General features: G+C 37.8%; 12 protein-coding genes. 8 read left to right on the forward strand and 4 right to left on the reverse strand.

What is annotated here, in order from left to right; all coding sequences use genetic code 11:
* Positions 1 to 49: 49 nt before the first annotated feature.
* The 3 genes from AC2S94_RS12545 to bshA are packed head-to-tail and all read left to right on the forward strand — an operon-like array spanning position 50 to position 4593.
* Positions 50 to 535: an ABC transporter ATPase gene (locus AC2S94_RS12545; protein ID WP_484628918.1), complete on the forward strand. Its 486-nt coding sequence runs from the start codon at positions 50 to 52 to the stop codon at positions 533 to 535.
* Positions 535 to 3459, forward strand: coding sequence for a serine hydrolase domain-containing protein (locus AC2S94_RS12550; protein ID WP_484628919.1), 2925 nt, complete (start codon positions 535 to 537; stop codon positions 3457 to 3459). The genes AC2S94_RS12545 and AC2S94_RS12550 overlap by 1 nt, the downstream gene beginning before the upstream one ends.
* A 3-nt stretch (positions 3460 to 3462) precedes the next feature.
* Entirely contained in the window at positions 3463 to 4593 is a 1131-nt protein-coding gene (bshA, locus tag AC2S94_RS12555) for an N-acetyl-alpha-D-glucosaminyl L-malate synthase BshA (RefSeq protein ID WP_484628920.1), read from the forward strand.
* A 57-nt stretch (positions 4594 to 4650) separates the two neighbouring features.
* Here bshA and AC2S94_RS12560 read toward each other — a convergent pair whose 3' ends face one another.
* Entirely contained in the window at positions 4651 to 5154 is a 504-nt protein-coding gene (locus tag AC2S94_RS12560) for a hypothetical protein (RefSeq protein ID WP_484628921.1), read from the reverse strand.
* A gap of 139 nt (positions 5155 to 5293) precedes the next feature.
* Between AC2S94_RS12560 and AC2S94_RS12565 the strand changes: the two genes are divergently transcribed.
* The 3 genes from AC2S94_RS12565 (at position 5294) to AC2S94_RS12575 (ending at position 10263) form a co-directional block, all read left to right on the forward strand.
* Positions 5294 to 8212, forward strand: a complete 2919-nt coding sequence (locus AC2S94_RS12565) for an FAD-binding and (Fe-S)-binding domain-containing protein (RefSeq protein ID WP_484628922.1) — start codon at positions 5294 to 5296, stop codon at positions 8210 to 8212.
* A gap of 98 nt (positions 8213 to 8310) precedes the next feature.
* Complete coding sequence (locus AC2S94_RS12570) at positions 8311 to 9888, forward strand: ATP-binding protein (RefSeq protein WP_484628923.1); 1578 nt, start codon at positions 8311 to 8313, stop codon at positions 9886 to 9888.
* Positions 9889 to 10263, forward strand: coding sequence for a response regulator (locus tag AC2S94_RS12575; RefSeq protein WP_484628924.1), 375 nt, complete (start codon positions 9889 to 9891; stop codon positions 10261 to 10263).
* Between the two features lie 4 nt (positions 10264 to 10267).
* Here the strand turns inward: AC2S94_RS12575 and AC2S94_RS12580 are convergent, their stop codons facing one another.
* Complete coding sequence (locus AC2S94_RS12580; RefSeq protein ID WP_484628925.1) at positions 10268 to 11065, reverse strand: UDP-2,3-diacylglucosamine diphosphatase; 798 nt, start codon at positions 11063 to 11065, stop codon at positions 10268 to 10270.
* 176 nt (positions 11066 to 11241) lie between these two features.
* Between AC2S94_RS12580 and aroC the strand changes: the two genes are divergently transcribed.
* Together aroC and AC2S94_RS12590 are read left to right on the forward strand one after the other, a co-directional pair.
* Positions 11242 to 12306: a chorismate synthase gene (gene aroC / locus AC2S94_RS12585; RefSeq protein WP_484628926.1), complete on the forward strand. Its 1065-nt coding sequence runs from the start codon at positions 11242 to 11244 to the stop codon at positions 12304 to 12306.
* Between the two features lie 19 nt (positions 12307 to 12325).
* Positions 12326 to 13654 carry a dicarboxylate/amino acid:cation symporter gene (locus AC2S94_RS12590; protein ID WP_484628927.1) on the forward strand — a complete coding sequence of 443 codons (1329 nt, stop codon included), beginning with the start codon at positions 12326 to 12328 and terminating at the stop codon, positions 13652 to 13654.
* Here the strand turns inward: AC2S94_RS12590 and AC2S94_RS12595 are convergent.
* Together AC2S94_RS12595 and AC2S94_RS12600 are read right to left on the reverse strand one after the other, a co-directional pair.
* On the reverse strand, positions 13651 to 14067 hold the full coding sequence (locus AC2S94_RS12595) for a thiol-disulfide oxidoreductase DCC family protein (protein ID WP_484628928.1): 417 nt from the start codon (positions 14065 to 14067) through the stop codon (positions 13651 to 13653). The genes AC2S94_RS12590 and AC2S94_RS12595 overlap by 4 nt on opposite strands.
* A gap of 3 nt (positions 14068 to 14070) precedes the next feature.
* Positions 14071 to 16254 (reverse strand): endonuclease MutS2, encoded by a 2184-nt coding sequence (locus AC2S94_RS12600; protein WP_484628929.1) that lies wholly within the window; start codon positions 16252 to 16254, stop codon positions 14071 to 14073.
* Positions 16255 to 16262: the final 8 nt, after the last annotated feature.

Consider the following 16262-nt stretch of genomic DNA (forward strand, 5'->3'; position numbering starts at 1 on the left):
ACCTCATGGCTAAATAAATTAGATTTGTAGTAACTCAATTTTAGCCCTTATGTTAGTACCCTTTGAAAGCCTTCCCGATAGTTCTAGAGTTTGGATCTATCAGGCGAACAGGTCTTTTACACAAGATGAACTTCAGGATATTTCAAATAAATTAGATCATTTTATTGAAAAATGGACTGCCCACGGAGCAAACCTGAAGGCTTCTTACGAAATTAAATACAACCGTTTCATAATCATCGCGCTGGACCAGCAAGTGAATGCTGCATCAGGATGTTCTATAGATGCTTCCGTGCAATTCATTCAGCAATTGGAGAGGGAATATGATGTTGATCTTTTAGACAAGATGAATGTTTCTTACAAACAGGGTGAATTCGTTGCTTATAAAAGTCTTACCGATTTCAGAAAAATGGCGAAGGACAGAGCAGTTTCGCCTAATACTATAGTTTTTAATAATCTTGTAAATAATAAAGCCGAATATCTTTCAGACTGGGAAGTTCCGGCATCCGAAAGCTGGCATAAACGTTTTATGAATTAATGAAGTTGAAGTACGCCCCAAGGTTTTATACGTTTATAATTTTTTTACTTTTTTCCTATCAGGGAATTTCACAGGTAAAAAATCCTTTGTTTACTAAAGATCACGCCCAACAAAAAAAATGGGTGGATAGTGTCTATGATGCTATGGATTTAAAGGAAAAAGTTGGTCAGTTATTCATGGCCAGCATTTGGTCTAAAAATGAAAATGAAGCTGATAGCATCAGAAAGCAAATTCAGGAGAATTATATCGGTGGACTTATTTATTCCAAAGGCGGCCCGGTTAGACAAGCTCAACTTACCAACGAGTTTCAGCAGATGTCTAAAGTGCCTCTGTTAATCGGTATGGATGCAGAATGGGGTCTTGCAATGAGACTTGATAGTACATATGCCCTACCCTGGAATATGACCTTGGGCGCAATTCAGGATAATAAACTTATCGAAGAAGCTGGAGCAGCAATTTCCAAACATACCAGAAGATTGGGAGTGCATTTCAATTTTGCTCCGGTGGTTGATATAAATACCAACCCTGATAACCCGATTATTGGAAACAGGTCGTTTGGTGAGGATAAGATCAATGTCACTGAAAAAGCGCTAGCTTTTATGAACGGTATGCACAGGGAAGGCGTACTGAGCAGTGCCAAACATTTTCCTGGTCACGGTGATACAGATTCAGATTCACACAAAACCTTACCAACGGTTAACTTTTCGAAGGAGAGAATTGATGATGTTGAGCTATACCCCTATAAAGAATTAATTCCTCAAGGTTTGAGTAGTGTTATGGTGGCGCATTTAAATGTACCTGCCTTAGATCCTAATGGAAAACCTGCCTCGTTATCTAAGAATATTATTTCGAGAATTTTAAAAAGCAATATGGGCTTCAATGGTCTTATTTTTACAGATGCTCTGGATATGAAAGGTGTTTCTAAAGATAAGGAGCCCGGAGAAGTAGATCTGGAGGCATTTCTCGCCGGAAATGACGTTTTACTGATGAGCGAAGATATTGGGAAAGCTTCTCAAAGTATCATAGACGCGGTAAATGAAGGAATTGTTAGTGAAGCAAGACTGGAATTATCAGTTAAAAAAATTCTTTATGCGAAGTATAAGGCTGGTTTAAATAATTTTAAACCTATACAGACAAATTTTCTCATAGAAGAACTTTATACATCAAGGGATGAGGCGTTGCTTGAAAAGCTATATGCAAATTCCGTTACGCTTTTGAAAAATAATAAAGCAGTTGTTCCGGTTAAAAACCTTCAGAAACAAAAGATTGCCTACGTTAATTTTGGAGATGATGATGGCGGTCCATTTCTGGAACAAATGAAGAAATATGCTAAGATAGATTGGATAAAAGCCGCAAAGTTACCAGAGCTACTTGAAAAATTAGAAGATTACAATTATGTGGTGATCGGTTTCCATAAATCGAATAGTAGCCCTTGGGCATCTTATAAATTTTCAGATAAGGAACTGGTTTGGCTTCATGAGATCGCCAGAAAGAACAAAACTGTATTATCGCTGTTCACCAGGCCTTACGCCTTGCTTGATGTTAAAAGCTTTGCAAATCTGGAAGGAATTATCGTAGGATATCAAAATCATCCGGTAGCACAAAGAAAGGTAGCTCAGGTTCTATTTGGCGCGGCACCCGCAAAAGGTAAATTACCGGTGAGTATTAAAGATGAGTTTCCAGTAGGAACCGGTTTCAACACGAACAAGGTAAATAGGTTAGCCTACGGGACCCCGGAAAGTGTTGGGATAAATTCAGCGAAACTCAAGAAAATAGATAGCATTATTAATTATGCTATAGAAAAGGAAATGACTCCCGGCGCTCAGATCCTGGTAGCGAGAAAAGGGAAGGTGATTTATAATAAAAATTTTGGATTTCAAACCTATGAAAAGGAAATTCCAGTAACCGATACCACAGTCTATGATCTCGCTTCGTTAACTAAAATTTTGGCGACACTTCCACTGGTCATGGAATTGGATGAGAAAGAAGTGCTCAATTTTGACACAAAGCTGGGAGAGTTATTGCCTTCTTTTAATAATTCCAATAAGAAGAATATCAGACTTCAGGATATGCTCATGCATTATGCGCGACTGCAGGCCTGGATCCCTTTTTATATTTCGACATTAGATCCAAAAACAAAAAAACTTTCAGATATTTATTATAGTAATATGCCATCTGAAGAATTTAATACGCAGGTTGCAGATAAGATGTATATCCGCAAGGATATTGGAGATACCATTGTAAACACTATTTTAAAGAGTGATTTGGAGAAAAAACTGCAGTATAAATATAGTGATCTACCATACTATCTTTTAAAGTATTACCTGGAGGCTTATTACGATTCATCATTACAAAATATTACTCAGGAGCATATTTATAAGAAATTAGGAGCCAATTATACCGGATATCTGCCAAGAACCAGGTTTGATAGTCTTCAAATTGTGCCAACAGAAAATGATCAGCTTTGGAGAAGACAGGTAGTAAGGGGATATGTTCATGATCAGGGCGCTGCCATGCAGGGTGGAATTGGAGGTCATGCTGGATTGTTCAGTACGGCAAATGATGTGGCTAAAATTATGCAGACCTTTCTGAATGGAGGATCTTACGGCGGTGAGAAATTTTTAGATAAGCAAACCATTGATAAATATAACACTTGCTATTATTGTGAAGATAATGTAAGGCGTGGTGTGGGATTCGACAAACCCCAACTCAAGGAAGTAGGACCAACCTGTAATTGTGTTTCTATGATGAGTTTTGGACATAGCGGTTTCACCGGGACTTTTGCCTGGGCAGATCCTGAGGAAGAAATTGTTTATGTATTTTTATCAAATAGGACTTATCCAGATTCTAATAATAGAAAACTTATTCGTGAAGACATAAGGTCTGAGATCCAGGAAGTGATTTACGAATCTATAGATTATTAATCGATGAAAATTGCCATTGTTTGTTATCCTACCTTTGGAGGTAGTGGAGTTGTAGCTACAGAATTGGGCCTTGCGCTTTCTAGAAGAGGTCATGAAGTACATTTTGTAACTTATAAACAACCGGTTAGATTAGAAACAATTTCCAGTCATATTAGATTTCACGAAGTTAATGTTCCTGAATATCCTTTATTTCACTATCAGCCATATGAGCTTGCCTTAAGTAGTAAATTGGTGAATGTTATCCGAAATTATGGTATTGAGGTTTTACATGTGCATTATGCCATTCCCCACGCTTATGCTGGATATATGGCGAAGAAAATGCTGGAAGAGGAAGGAATAAGCATCCCTATGGTCACTACGCTTCATGGTACCGATATTACGCTGGTAGGTAATCATCCTTTCTATAAACCTGCGGTTACATTCAGTATTAATAATAGTGATTTTGTCACTTCTGTTTCTGAAAGCCTGAAAGAAGATACTGCCAAGTTTTTTGAAGTGAGAAAAGAAATTGAGGTAATTCCCAATTTTATTGATGTATCAAAATTTCAGAAAAAAACATTTACCGATTGCCAGCGTGAACTGATGGCCCATGATGATGAAAAGATCATCACCCACGTTAGCAACTTCAGAAAAGTAAAGCGCGTGCAGGATGTAGTAAAGATCTTTTTTGAAGTTCAGAAAAATATTAAAGCACGCTTGATGATGGTAGGAGAAGGACCGGAAAGAGAAACTGCAGAGAAACTGGTAAGAGAGTTAGGAATTAGAGATCGTGTATTATTTTTGGGGCAGAGTAATGAAATTGATAAGATCTTATGTTTTTCAGATCTATTCCTATTGCCTTCTGAAACTGAAAGTTTTGGTTTGGCTGCACTTGAAGCAATGGTTCACTCAGTCCCTGTAATATCTTCTAATACTGGAGGTTTGCCTGAGGTTAACATGGATGGTTTTTCAGGTTATCTTCATGATGTAGGAGATGTGGAATCGATGGCGAACAGCGCTATTTCAATTTTAGGAAATGCAGATAAATTAATTCAGTTTAAAGGTCAGGCAAGAGAGGCGGCCGAGAAATTTGACATTAACCAGATCGTTCCTCAGTATGAAGATCTTTATGAGAAAGCTTTGATTAAAGCATAAAAAAAGTGGAGACTATTCATCTCCACCTTTTCCTTTCTTAAACCTATTCAAGAAAATCTAAAACTGATATCTTATTCCAAATGCGATGTCTGGTGTGAAATCATCATGACCTTTGTAATCTGAAAATCCAATTTCAGGACGAAGGTCTAACGAGATTAGAAGAGGTATATCAAAATTATACTCAATTCCAATATCACCTGCGATCAGCGCGAAAAGCCCATCATTACGATCAAAATCATCATCTCTTCTATTATCATCATAATTACCTAGACCTGCACCAGCACCTACGTACCAATTGAATCCACCTTCAATGTTCCAAACCCATTGGTACAAACCAACAAGCTTTATAGCATCGTAATTATTCCCATCTCTCCATCCAAGGTCAAATTCCAAACGATTATTGTCGCCGCCAACTGCTCTTTGATAAGAAACTTCAGCACCAACTCCGCCACCGTCACCGATTCTTAAACCAAGAGCATTTTCTGAAATCTCCTGAGCTTTAATGTCGCTAAAGAAAACAGCACCAATTGTGAAAGCTGCCAAAAGAACTAATTTTTTCATGTTTGATTTTTTTGTTAGATGACCACAAATTTATGTGGAATAGTATTACAATAACGGAAGGTCTAGCAAATCTATTGTTAATATTAATTAAAAAACTGTTAAGCGGGATTGGATAAAACTTCTAAATTTGAGTATGAAAATGAAGAAAAGCCTGCAGAAACTTTCCGGTGAGCTATCCGGAATTTTACATTTTGATGATCTATGGAAAAGTATCTATGCTACAGATGCGTCCGTATATCGTGAATTACCCTTAGCGGTGGCTTTTCCGAAGAATGAAGATGACCTTTTAAAGCTTATTCGATTTGCTGGAGAACATAAAACCTCTTTAATTCCTAGAACCGCCGGAACTTCGTTGGCGGGCCAGTGTACGGGTGACGGAATTGTAGTAGATGTTTCCAGGTTTTTTACTGATGTTATTAAAATTGATGCGGAAAATAAAAAGGTTGTCGTACAGCCCGGAGTAATTAGGGATGATCTAAATAGAAAACTTCATAAACACGGATTATTTTTTGGGCCGAATACTTCTACTTCCAATAGGTGCATGATAGGTGGAATGGTTGGTAATAATTCCAGCGGGACCACTTCAATTAAATATGGAACGACACGGGATAAAGTAATCTCTTTGAAAGTTATTCTTAGCGATGGTTCCAGGGCAGAATTCAAAGATCTAAGTGATTCTGAATTTAATGACAAATTAAAACTGGATAACTTGGAAGGTAAGATTTACAGGCTTATTTCTGATAAATTAAGTGATAAAGCCAACCAGGAGGAAATCAGGAAAAATTATCCACCATCTAGTTTACATCGTAGAAACACAGGTTACGCTATTGATGAATTATTGGATACGTCAGTTTTTACCGAAAAGGATAATTACTTCAATTTTTCGAAACTGATTGCAGGAAGTGAAGGAACGTTGGCTTTTATTACTGAGATCACCCTACAACTGGATGAATTACCTCCCCAATATACTGCTATGGTTGCTGCGCATTATTCAAGTATAGATGCCTGTATGCAAGCTGTAGTTCCAGCAATGCAACATTCATTATTTACCTGTGAAATGATGGACAAGGTGATACTGGATTGTACCAAGGAAAGTTTGAAGTATCGAGATAATCGTTTTTTTATTGAAGGTGATCCACAAGGAATTTTAATGCTGGAATTAAGGTCTGATTCTGAAGTAGAATTGCAAAATCAAGTGAATGCGCTTCTAGTTACTCTGAAAGAGTCTCATTTAGGTTACGCCTTTCCTGTTCTGTATGATGAACAGATAGAGCTGGCATTGGATTTGAGAAAGGCGGGTCTTGGTTTACTTGGAAATTTAAAGGGAGATAGAAAAGCTGTAGCTTGTATTGAAGATACCGCAGTTGCTTTACCGGTGCTCGCAAATTATATTTCAGAATTCAGCGAGATCATGAAGACCTATGATCAGCAGGCTGTTTATTACGCACACGCAGGTGCCGGAGAGATTCATTTAAGACCAATTTTGAATCTGAAGAAATCTTCAGATGTGAAGCTTTTCCGAAATATTACCCGGGATGTGGCTGAATTGGTGAAAAAATATAACGGATCTCTCAGTGGTGAACATGGCGACGGTAGAGTGAGAGCCGAGTTCATTGAATTGATGTTCGGGAAGAATATTTATGATCTGCTCAAAGAGGTAAAGTTTGTCTTTGATCCGAATAATATATTTAATCCTGGGAAGATCGTTGATGCTCCAGCCATGGATACCAGTCTTAGGTATACCCCAGATAGGGACGAGCCTGAAATAAGTACTATAATGGACTTTTCAGAAGCTGAAGGGATTCTTAGATTAGCTGAAAAATGTAATGGTAGTGGAGATTGTAGAAAATCGGTTGAAGCGGGTGGAACGATGTGCCCAAGTTATCGTGCGACTAAGGAAGAAAAAGATACAACCCGAGCGAGAGCGAATGCCTTACGGGAATTTCTAACTAATTCAAATAAAGAAAACAAGTTTGATCATCCGGAACTGAAGGAAGTTCTGGATCTCTGCATTAGTTGTAAAGGCTGTAAAAGTGAATGTCCTTCAAACGTAGATATGGCCGCGTTGAAGGCCGAGTTTTTACATCAGTATCATAAATCAAACAAACCCAGTTTCAGGGATAAAGCTTTTGCCAATATTACTAAACAGAATAAACGAGCATCGAGTGTTCCTGCCTTATCAAGGTTTGTTATGTCTAACGGAATCACCTCAGGTATTGCTAAAAGATTACTTGGCGTGGCCAAAGAGAGGGAACTTCCAGTCATCGGGAAGCAGACTTTGAAAGAATATTTTCGTAAGAATTCCGGAAAGTTTGAGATCGCAGATCCCATTAAGACTGTTTATTTGTTTAATGATGAGTTTACCAATTACCTGGATGTTCAGGTTGGCAAGGATGCTATAAATCTTTTATCCAGCCTAAAATACCAGGTTAAAATGGTTGATCATCCCGAAAGTGGCAGAAGTCAGATTTCCAAAGGATTCTTATCTGAAGCTAAAGTACTTGCCAATCAAAATATTTCGATCTTCAGCGATATTGTTTCGAATGAAACACCATTATTAGGTATAGAACCATCCGCAATTCTAAGTTTTCGAGATGAATATTTGAGATTGGCAGAAGATAAAGAAGCAGCAGAAAAGCTTGCAAAAAATAGTTTCATTATTGAAGAATTTCTGAAACAGGAAATATCTGAAGGTAATATTTCTTCTGATCAATTTACAAAGCAAAAGGCTGTTATTAAAATTCACGGGCATTGCCATCAAAAAGCTCTATCTAATGTTTCCAGGACTTTTGATATACTTAACCTTCCGGTAAATTATAAGGTGACTATAATTCCTTCCGGTTGTTGTGGAATGGCAGGATCATTCGGATACGAAAAAGAGCATTACGAAATAAGTATGCGAATAGGAGAAAATTCATTGTTTCCGGCAATTAGAAAAGCAGGTGAAGAAGTGATCATATCGGCAAATGGCACCAGTTGCAGGCACCAGATAAAAGACGGAACTGGAAGGCTTGCACAACATCCTGTAAGTATTTTAAGAAAAGCCTTGAAAAAGTGATCAGATCAATGTTAATACTTTTTTAAATAATATTGCCCAACTCCCTAAAACCTTAACTTTAGCCGGGATTAATCTCACCCAGGATTGAATTACAATATATGATGAAGCAGGACCTCCGAGTCAAGGAGTTGGAGCAGAAACTAGCGGAAAAAGATAAAGAAATTGAACAGCTGAAGAATGATAATAATTCTTTAGAGGATTCAAATTACCTTTTAAAGAACGAGGTTTATAAATATCAGGAATTGGTTCACTCTTCAAAATCTCTTATCGCTATCTTTATGGGTGAAGACCATGTGATAGATACTGCGAATGATTCTATTCGTAAATTGTGGGGTAAAGGTGAAGATGTGATCGGTAAACCTTTACTGGAAGTTCTTCCAGAATTAAAAAACCAGGGTATAAAAGAACTTTTAGATCAGGTCTATAAAACAGGAAAACCTTATCATGCTAATGAATTACCGGTAGAGCTTATGATAAATGGTAAGCCAGAAACTCATTATTTTGATTTTACTTACCAGCCTCAGAAAAATATAGACGGAGAAATCATTGGAGTCGCAGATATTGCTACCGATGTAACCAAGCAGGCGGTTCTAAATAAAAAGATAAAGAACAGCGAGAAAGAGTTTAGGGAACTGGTAGATTTCATGCCGCATAAGATAACTCAGGCAGATCCTGATGGACAAACTATGTTTTGTAATAAAAGCTGGCTGGATTATACTGGAAAAACGGAAAAGGAATTTGTTGACGATTCCTGGGTGGATATGGTTCATCCTGATGATAGAGAGAAAACTGAAAAACAGGTCTACAAAAGTTTTGAAAATGGAACCGATATTGATCTTGAGGTCAGGTTGCTAAATAAAGATAATGATTACAAATGGCATTTATCAAGGGCGACCTGTATTAGAGACGATAGTGGAAAGATAACTTCTTGGTTAAGTTCGAGTACAGAAATTCAGAAGCTTAAAGAAGAGGAAGAGCTAAAGGAGGGATTTCTAAAGCTGGTAAGTCATGAACTAAAGACACCGGTTACTTCTATAAAAGGCTATGTTCAGCTTTTACTCTCTATACTCTCTCAGGAAACTGAAGCCGGAAATGAATCCCTGAAGGTCAAACCTTATTTGAATCGAATTGAAACTCAGGTAGAAAGACTGATCAGGCTGATTTCTGAAATGCTCGATCTTTCAAGAATTGAGCAGAATGAACTTGAACTGAAACCCCAAACTTTTAACCTGAATAAACATGTAGAGGAAATCATCGATGATCTCACTTATTCCAATAAGGAAATTCAGATAAAATTAGATAATGAAATCAATTGTAAGGTTTTTGCAGATAAGGACAGAATAGGGCAGGTAATCATTAACTTTATTACGAACGCTTACAAATACTCGCCCGAAGATTACCGGGTGGATGTTAGAATTTTTCAGGAAAATGAAGATTTTGTAGGTGTTTCAGTTATAGATCACGGAATCGGAATTCAGCAGGAAGAAATTCAGCAGATATTTAAAAAATTCTATAGAGTCCCAGGAAATAGGGATGATACCTATGCTGGTTTTGGAATTGGCCTTTTCCTGTCAAACAATATTATCGAAAGACATAACGGAAAAATAAAAGTACAAAGTGAATTCGGAAAAGGATCTGAATTTACATTTACCTTACCTATAAAACGAACTAACTAAATGGCAAAGATTCTAATTGTTGATGACGACCAAACTATTGGTTTTATGCTTAGAGATATTCTTGAATTTAATGGGCATACCGTTACGGTATCGCAACAACCTAAAAAAACCAAAGAGAATATACTGCAGAACGATATTGAATTAGTGCTTCTGGATAAATTGATTTCTGGCGTAGACGGAACAGATGTTTGTGCCGAAATAAAACAGGATGAAAGTGTTTCTCAAGTTCCAATTCTAATGATGTCTGCCTTACATAATGCGGGTGAAGTATGTAAGTCTGCCGGTGCCGTGGATTTTATTTCCAAACCCTTTGATATGGAAACACTGGTTGCGAAAGTTGATTATATTCTGGAGCATCATTCGGCAAGCCATTAATTTATCAGCGAGAAATTACGGTAGTTGCAGCAACTATGGGTTTTGAAACCTTTTGGTTTAAAAATTCACTGTAGTGAACCAGCTTCCATTTTTTATTTTCATATTCTAGTGAGGTAAGATTTTCCACCCAGTCACCAGAGTTAAGGTAAAGGCATGTCCCATTCTTAAGAACTTTTCGAACCATTTTTGGCTGATGAATATGTCCGCAGATAACGAATTTATAACCTTGTTCAATTGCTAATTCAGCAGCGGTAGTTTCAAACTTTGAGATAAATTTCATTGCTCCTTTTACACTGTCTTTTATTCGTTTGGATAAGGAATATTTTTTTCTTCCACTTCTAACAAGGATCCAGTTCAATAACTGATTTAAAAGTATCAAAAGGTCATAACCCCAACCGCCAAGTTTTGCGATCCACTTGGCATTTTTAATGGAAACGTCAAAAACATCTCCGTGGAAGAACCAGGCTTTCTTTCCATTCAGATCGAGGATCAACTTATCAAGAATTTTAAAATTCCCCAGCTTGGTATTGCTGAATTTTCTCAGCATTTCGTCATGATTACCGGTAATGTATATGATCTCTGTTCCCTTTGTACTTAGATCTATTATTCTTTTGATCACGGCAAGATGATCATTAGGAAAGTAACTCTTTCTAAATTGCCAGATATCAATAATATCACCGTTCAAAACAAGTTTTTCGGGCTGCACAGAGTTTAGATATTCCAGAAGTTCTTTTGCATGACAGCCGAAAGTACCCAAATGAACATCTGATATTACAACTATTTCAGGCTTTCTCTTTTTCAACAGGAGGATTGAATTTTATTGCAAATATTGTGGAAAGCCAGATGAAGATGCTTAGGAGAGAATTAAAAATTGTTTACCAGAATATTAAAATGAAAGCTATTTGTTATCCTAACATTAAATAGGATTCCATTTTCAAATATGTTCTTAAAAAATTACATTTGTTCAAAAAGCTTCTGATGCCCGGAAATTCCTTTGGTAAAATGTTCAGATTAACCACTTTTGGCGAGTCCCATGGAGTTGCGATTGGTGGAGTTATAGATGGCTGCCCGGCTGGTCTTGAAATTGATGTTGAAAAAGTACAAACCGATCTCAACCGTAGACGACCTGGCCAGTCTGCTATTGTAACCCAACGTAAAGAACCTGACAAAGTTGAATTTCTATCAGGGATTTTTGAAGGTAAGAGCACGGGCACTCCAATTGGTTTTGTAATTAAAAATGCGAACCAGAAATCTAAAGACTATTCTCACATTAAAGACACTTATCGCCCTTCCCACGCGGATTATACCTATGATGAAAAGTATGGGGTAAGAGATTATCGCGGTGGTGGTAGGTCTTCGGCGCGTGAAACTGCCTGCCGAGTAGTGGCTGGCAGCATCGCTAAGCAGGTGCTGAAAAATGTAAGTTTCAATGCTTATGTTTCTTCCGTGGGGAAAATGGAGATAAACAAAGATTATAGCGAACTGGATTTTTCAGAAATAGAAAAAAACCCTGTGCGCTGTCCCGATCCGGAAATGGCTAAAGAAATGGAGGCTTACATTAAAGGAATAAGAGCTGATGGTGATACGGTTGGAGGAACGGTGCAATGTGTGATCAAAAATGTTCCTAAAGGTCTTGGTGAACCTGTATTTGATAAATTACATGCTGAACTTGGTAAAGCCATGCTTTCTATTAATGCCGTAAAAGGTTTTGAATACGGAAGTGGTTTTGAAGGTACTAGAATGCGTGGAAGTGAACATAATGATCACTTTAACCAGGATGGATCTACACGAACTAATTTAAGTGGAGGGATCCAGGGTGGAATTTCGAATGGAATGGATATCTATTTCAAAGTTGCCTTTAAACCTGTTGCTACCTTAATGCAGAAACAACAAACCATCAACTCTAAAGGTGAAGAAGTGGAAATGCAGGGTAAAGGAAGACATGATCCTTGTGTGGTGCCTAGAGCTGTGCCTATTGTTGAATCTATGGCAGCCCTGGTGCTTGCCGATTTTTTCCTTCAAAACAAATCATCTAAAATCTAATACTTAGAACTACTACAACATGAAGAAACTTGCACTGCATTGGCAGATATTATTAGGAATGGCCGCAGGGGTTGTTTTTGCCCTTATCATGACTAATTTTAGTTGGGGAGCAGATTTTGTTAGCGATTGGATCAAACCTTTCGGAAACATATTCATCAATGCTCTTAAATTAATTGCAGTGCCTTTGATCCTGGCATCTCTTATTAAAGGGATCTCAGATCTGAAAGATATTTCCAAACTTTCAAAAATGGGGACCAGAACGATCGCAACATATATTGTTACTACTGTAATTGCAGTTTCGATTGGTCTCCTAATGGTAAATTTGATTGCTCCGGGTAAAACGATTTCTGAAGAAACCAGGTTAGATCTTATTGCCAGTTATGAAGGAGATGCTAACGTAAGAATTTCGGATGCGCAAAAGCAAAAAGATGCAGGCCCATTACAGGCTCTGGAAGACCTTGTTCCAAGTAATATCATAGGAGCAGCCGGAGATAATGGTAATATGCTGCAAGTAATATTTTTTGCCATCTTCTTCGGAATCGGTTTAATTCTTATCCCTGAAAAAACTGCCAAACCAGTAAAAGACTTTTTTGACGGCTTCAACGAAGTGATCCTGAAAATGATCGATCTGATTATGCTTACTGCACCTTATGGTGTATTCGCACTTCTTGCAGCGCTGGTTGTGGAATCACCAAGTGCCGATCTTTTTGCAGCGCTTGCGATGTATGCTTTGACAGTATTGATTGGTCTCGCTTTGATGATTGGGGTTTATATTTTACTGGTATGGGTTTTCACGAAAAACACTCCATCCTTTTTTATCAACGGAATTTCCCCGGCTCAATTACTTGCATTTTCAACAAGTTCAAGTGCGGCAACGCTTCCTGTTACCATGGAAAGGGTAGAAGAGCACATGGGTGTGCATAAGGAAGTAACCAGTTTTGTATTACCTATTGGAGCAACTATCAATATGGATGGAACAAGTTTATACCAGGCAGTAGCGGCAGTATTTATTGCTCAAGCCTTTGGTATGGATCTCACCATTGGAGCTCAATTAGGGATTATTGCTACAGCAACATTAGCCTCCATAGGTTCTGCCGCGGTTCCGGGCGCCGGGATGGTAATGCTCGTAATAGTACTGGCACAGGCCGGAATTCCGGAAGCAGGTCTTGCTTTGATCTTTGCGGTAGACCGTCCTTTAGACATGTGTAGAACTACGGTTAATGTTACCGGTGATGCAGCAGTGTCGCTAATAGTAGCGAAATCTGTTGATATGATGGGGCCTCCGAACGTTAAAGATTGGGATGATGATTATCATCCTGATACCGAAACTGTTTCAGAAAAAGCTTAATCCAAGAATTTTGATTTAAGCTCGGGAGTAGGGATCATGCACTGGTCTTTTTTCCCGAACCACTTATAACGGTTATTTGCGATAAAATCGTATATACCGTCTCGAAGTCCTTCAGGTAAAAAAAGAAAGTTCTTTAAAAGTGAATATCCTCCAGACATATCTCGGGAAATTTCAAGAGCTGCCGTGGATTTTCTGTAATAAGCAACGCCAGGATCTATCATAATTATCGAGTCTAGCTCTTCAGGATCCAATCCGCGTTCTTCTACGAGCTTTTTACCAATTTCACTTTGCAGGGATGCAAACCTGAAAATATCCTTCTTATCATGCTTTATAATCCTCTGGATGGCATCATTGCAAAGATTACAAACCCCATCAAACAGAACGATTTTTTTATTATCAGGTAGATTCTCCATAATTTACTTTTTTGCGGCCTGTACCAGTTCTAATTGTTCAAGTCCTACCGAAGTGGTAAACATTCCGTAATTTACGATAGCTTTCCCTTTCTCAATAGAATCGATGGATCCAACAGCTTTCCCATCTTCCAATCTCACCCTGTCGCCAATTTTAAGATTTGCTTTCGGTTTATTCGCTTCCTGCTTTTTAATTTCAGCTTCCTTCTTTTTCTCTTCTTTTTTCTTTTCCCTGATTGGTTTTATTTTTTTCTGAACTTCTTGTTTTAGCTGTCTTTCTTTAGCTTTCTTTCGTTTTTGTTCCTTGGCAGATTCTTTTTTCCGTTTTGAATTCTCAATTTCCACCAGTTTTAAAAATTCGCCGATAAGTTCCTTTTTCTTCTTATTGCTGAAATATTTCTCGCTGAGATCATTTACTTTCTGCCCTAAATAGATCAATCGCTGGTTCGTATCATATAACTCCTGATAATTTTCCAGTTTCTGTTGAATCTTTAAATTGATCTCTTCCAGCTTTTCCTGCTGAGCAGCTGCCTTTTCCTCTTTCGTTTTTAAAGAATCGGTAGTTTTTCTAAGTACTGATCGCTCCTTCTGAAGTTTAGCGATACTACGATCAAACCTAATCTTGCCTCTTTCTACCTTCTTTTTTGATCGGTTAATAAGGCTGTATGGAATACCATTTTTCTGAGCAACTTCAAATGTAAATGAACTACCAGCTTCACCAACCTGTAGCTTATATACCGGTTCCAAAGTTTTATTATCGAACATCATATTAGCGTTGCTCATTTCTGGTAATTCATTCGCCAGTTTCTTCAGGTTAGCATAATGCGTGGTAAGGATACCGTAAGAACCTTTTTCATAAAACACCTCTAAAAAGGTTTCCGCAAGGGCACCACCTAATTCGGGATCACTCCCGGTTCCAAACTCATCTATTAAAAAAAGCGTTTTATCATCGCACTTTCTAAGAAAATAGTTCATGTTCTTGAGTCGGTAGCTATAAGTACTCAGGTGATTTTCAATTGACTGATTATCACCAATATCTGTAAGCACTTTTTTGAAGATACACATACGGCTGTATTCATGTACCGGAATTAAAATTCCACTTTGCAGCATCACTTGTAGCAGACCTACAGTTTTTAGAGTAATACTTTTACCACCGGCATTTGGTCCTGAAATAACCATGATCCTATTGTCAGGTTGTAGCTGAATGCTTTGTGGAAAGGTTTTTTCTCCCTTCTTCTTATTGCTTAAATAAAGTAGTGGATGGTAAGCCTCTTGAATATGTAATTCTTTTTCTTTCGTAATTTTAGGCTTAACCCCATTGATCTTTTCAGCGTATTTAGATTTTGCCGAAATCACATCCATATCACTTAATAATTCCTGGTATTCGATCAGAATTTCGCGATAAGGCCTGGAGAATTCTGTAAGTGCTTTTAAAATTCGCTTAACTTCTTCTTTTTCTTCGTATTCAAGATTATTTAATTCCCGGGTAAACTGGTAAGTTGCTTCCGGCTGAATATAAACTATACTACCGGTTTTGGAGTTTCCCATAATTCCGCCTTTCACTTTTCTACGGTGCATGGAACTAACTGCAAGAACGCGAACATTTTCAACTACACTTTCTTTAATATCGTCAAGATATCCATATGAATTATAAGTAGAAAGGGCTGAATTAAAGCTTGAATTGATCTTTCCTTTAACCGAATTGATCGATCTTCTCAGGTTTTGGAGCAGGGGAGAGGCGTCATCTTTCATTTCTCCGAACCGGTCTATAACAGAGTTGATCTTTTCTGTGAGCGTGAGATCAAACTCCATATGCCCAACAGTTTCTGATAATGCTGGGTACTGTTCCTGGAATTTCTTGAAATATTTTAAATGAGAATTGACAGTATCAACAATAGCAGCCATTTTTCTAAAGCCACCGATCTCGATCACTGAACCTTCAATCCCCAGCATTTTTATCTCTTGCTGAATAGAATCGAATCCGTGGTTTGGAATAGGTTGATCCACCGTTTTTGAATCAAAATATTCCTTGGTCTGGTTCAGGCCAAAAACCGTTTTATTATAATTTGGATAAGGTTGAATGCTAAGAGCTTTTTCTTTTCCCATCCCGGTAACACAAAGTTCGCTAACCTGCTCACATACTACCGGAAACTCAAGATCATCAAGACTCCTGGAACTAATTTTTATCATATCAATTT

The sequence above is a fragment of the Christiangramia pacifica genome, from assembly GCF_057221535.1.

What these genes read in the sequence shown, in the direction of transcription:
- AC2S94_RS12545 (WP_484628918.1), top strand. Translation starts at nt 50, where the DNA reads ATGTTAGTACCCTTTGAAAGCCTTCCCGATAGTTCTAGAGTTTGGATC.
- AC2S94_RS12550 (WP_484628919.1), top strand. Translation starts at nt 535, where the DNA reads ATGAAGTTGAAGTACGCCCCAAGGTTTTATACGTTTATAATTTTTTTA.
- bshA (WP_484628920.1), top strand. Translation starts at nt 3,463, where the DNA reads ATGAAAATTGCCATTGTTTGTTATCCTACCTTTGGAGGTAGTGGAGTT.
- AC2S94_RS12560 (WP_484628921.1), bottom strand. Translation starts at nt 5,154, where the DNA reads ATGAAAAAATTAGTTCTTTTGGCAGCTTTCACAATTGGTGCTGTTTTC.
- AC2S94_RS12565 (WP_484628922.1), top strand. Translation starts at nt 5,294, where the DNA reads ATGAAGAAAAGCCTGCAGAAACTTTCCGGTGAGCTATCCGGAATTTTA.
- AC2S94_RS12570 (WP_484628923.1), top strand. Translation starts at nt 8,311, where the DNA reads ATGATGAAGCAGGACCTCCGAGTCAAGGAGTTGGAGCAGAAACTAGCG.
- AC2S94_RS12575 (WP_484628924.1), top strand. Translation starts at nt 9,889, where the DNA reads ATGGCAAAGATTCTAATTGTTGATGACGACCAAACTATTGGTTTTATG.
- aroC (WP_484628926.1), top strand. Translation starts at nt 11,242, where the DNA reads ATGCCCGGAAATTCCTTTGGTAAAATGTTCAGATTAACCACTTTTGGC.
- AC2S94_RS12590 (WP_484628927.1), top strand. Translation starts at nt 12,326, where the DNA reads ATGAAGAAACTTGCACTGCATTGGCAGATATTATTAGGAATGGCCGCA.
- AC2S94_RS12595 (WP_484628928.1), bottom strand. Translation starts at nt 14,067, where the DNA reads ATGGAGAATCTACCTGATAATAAAAAAATCGTTCTGTTTGATGGGGTT.
- AC2S94_RS12600 (WP_484628929.1), bottom strand. Translation starts at nt 16,254, where the DNA reads ATGATAAAAATTAGTTCCAGGAGTCTTGATGATCTTGAGTTTCCGGTA.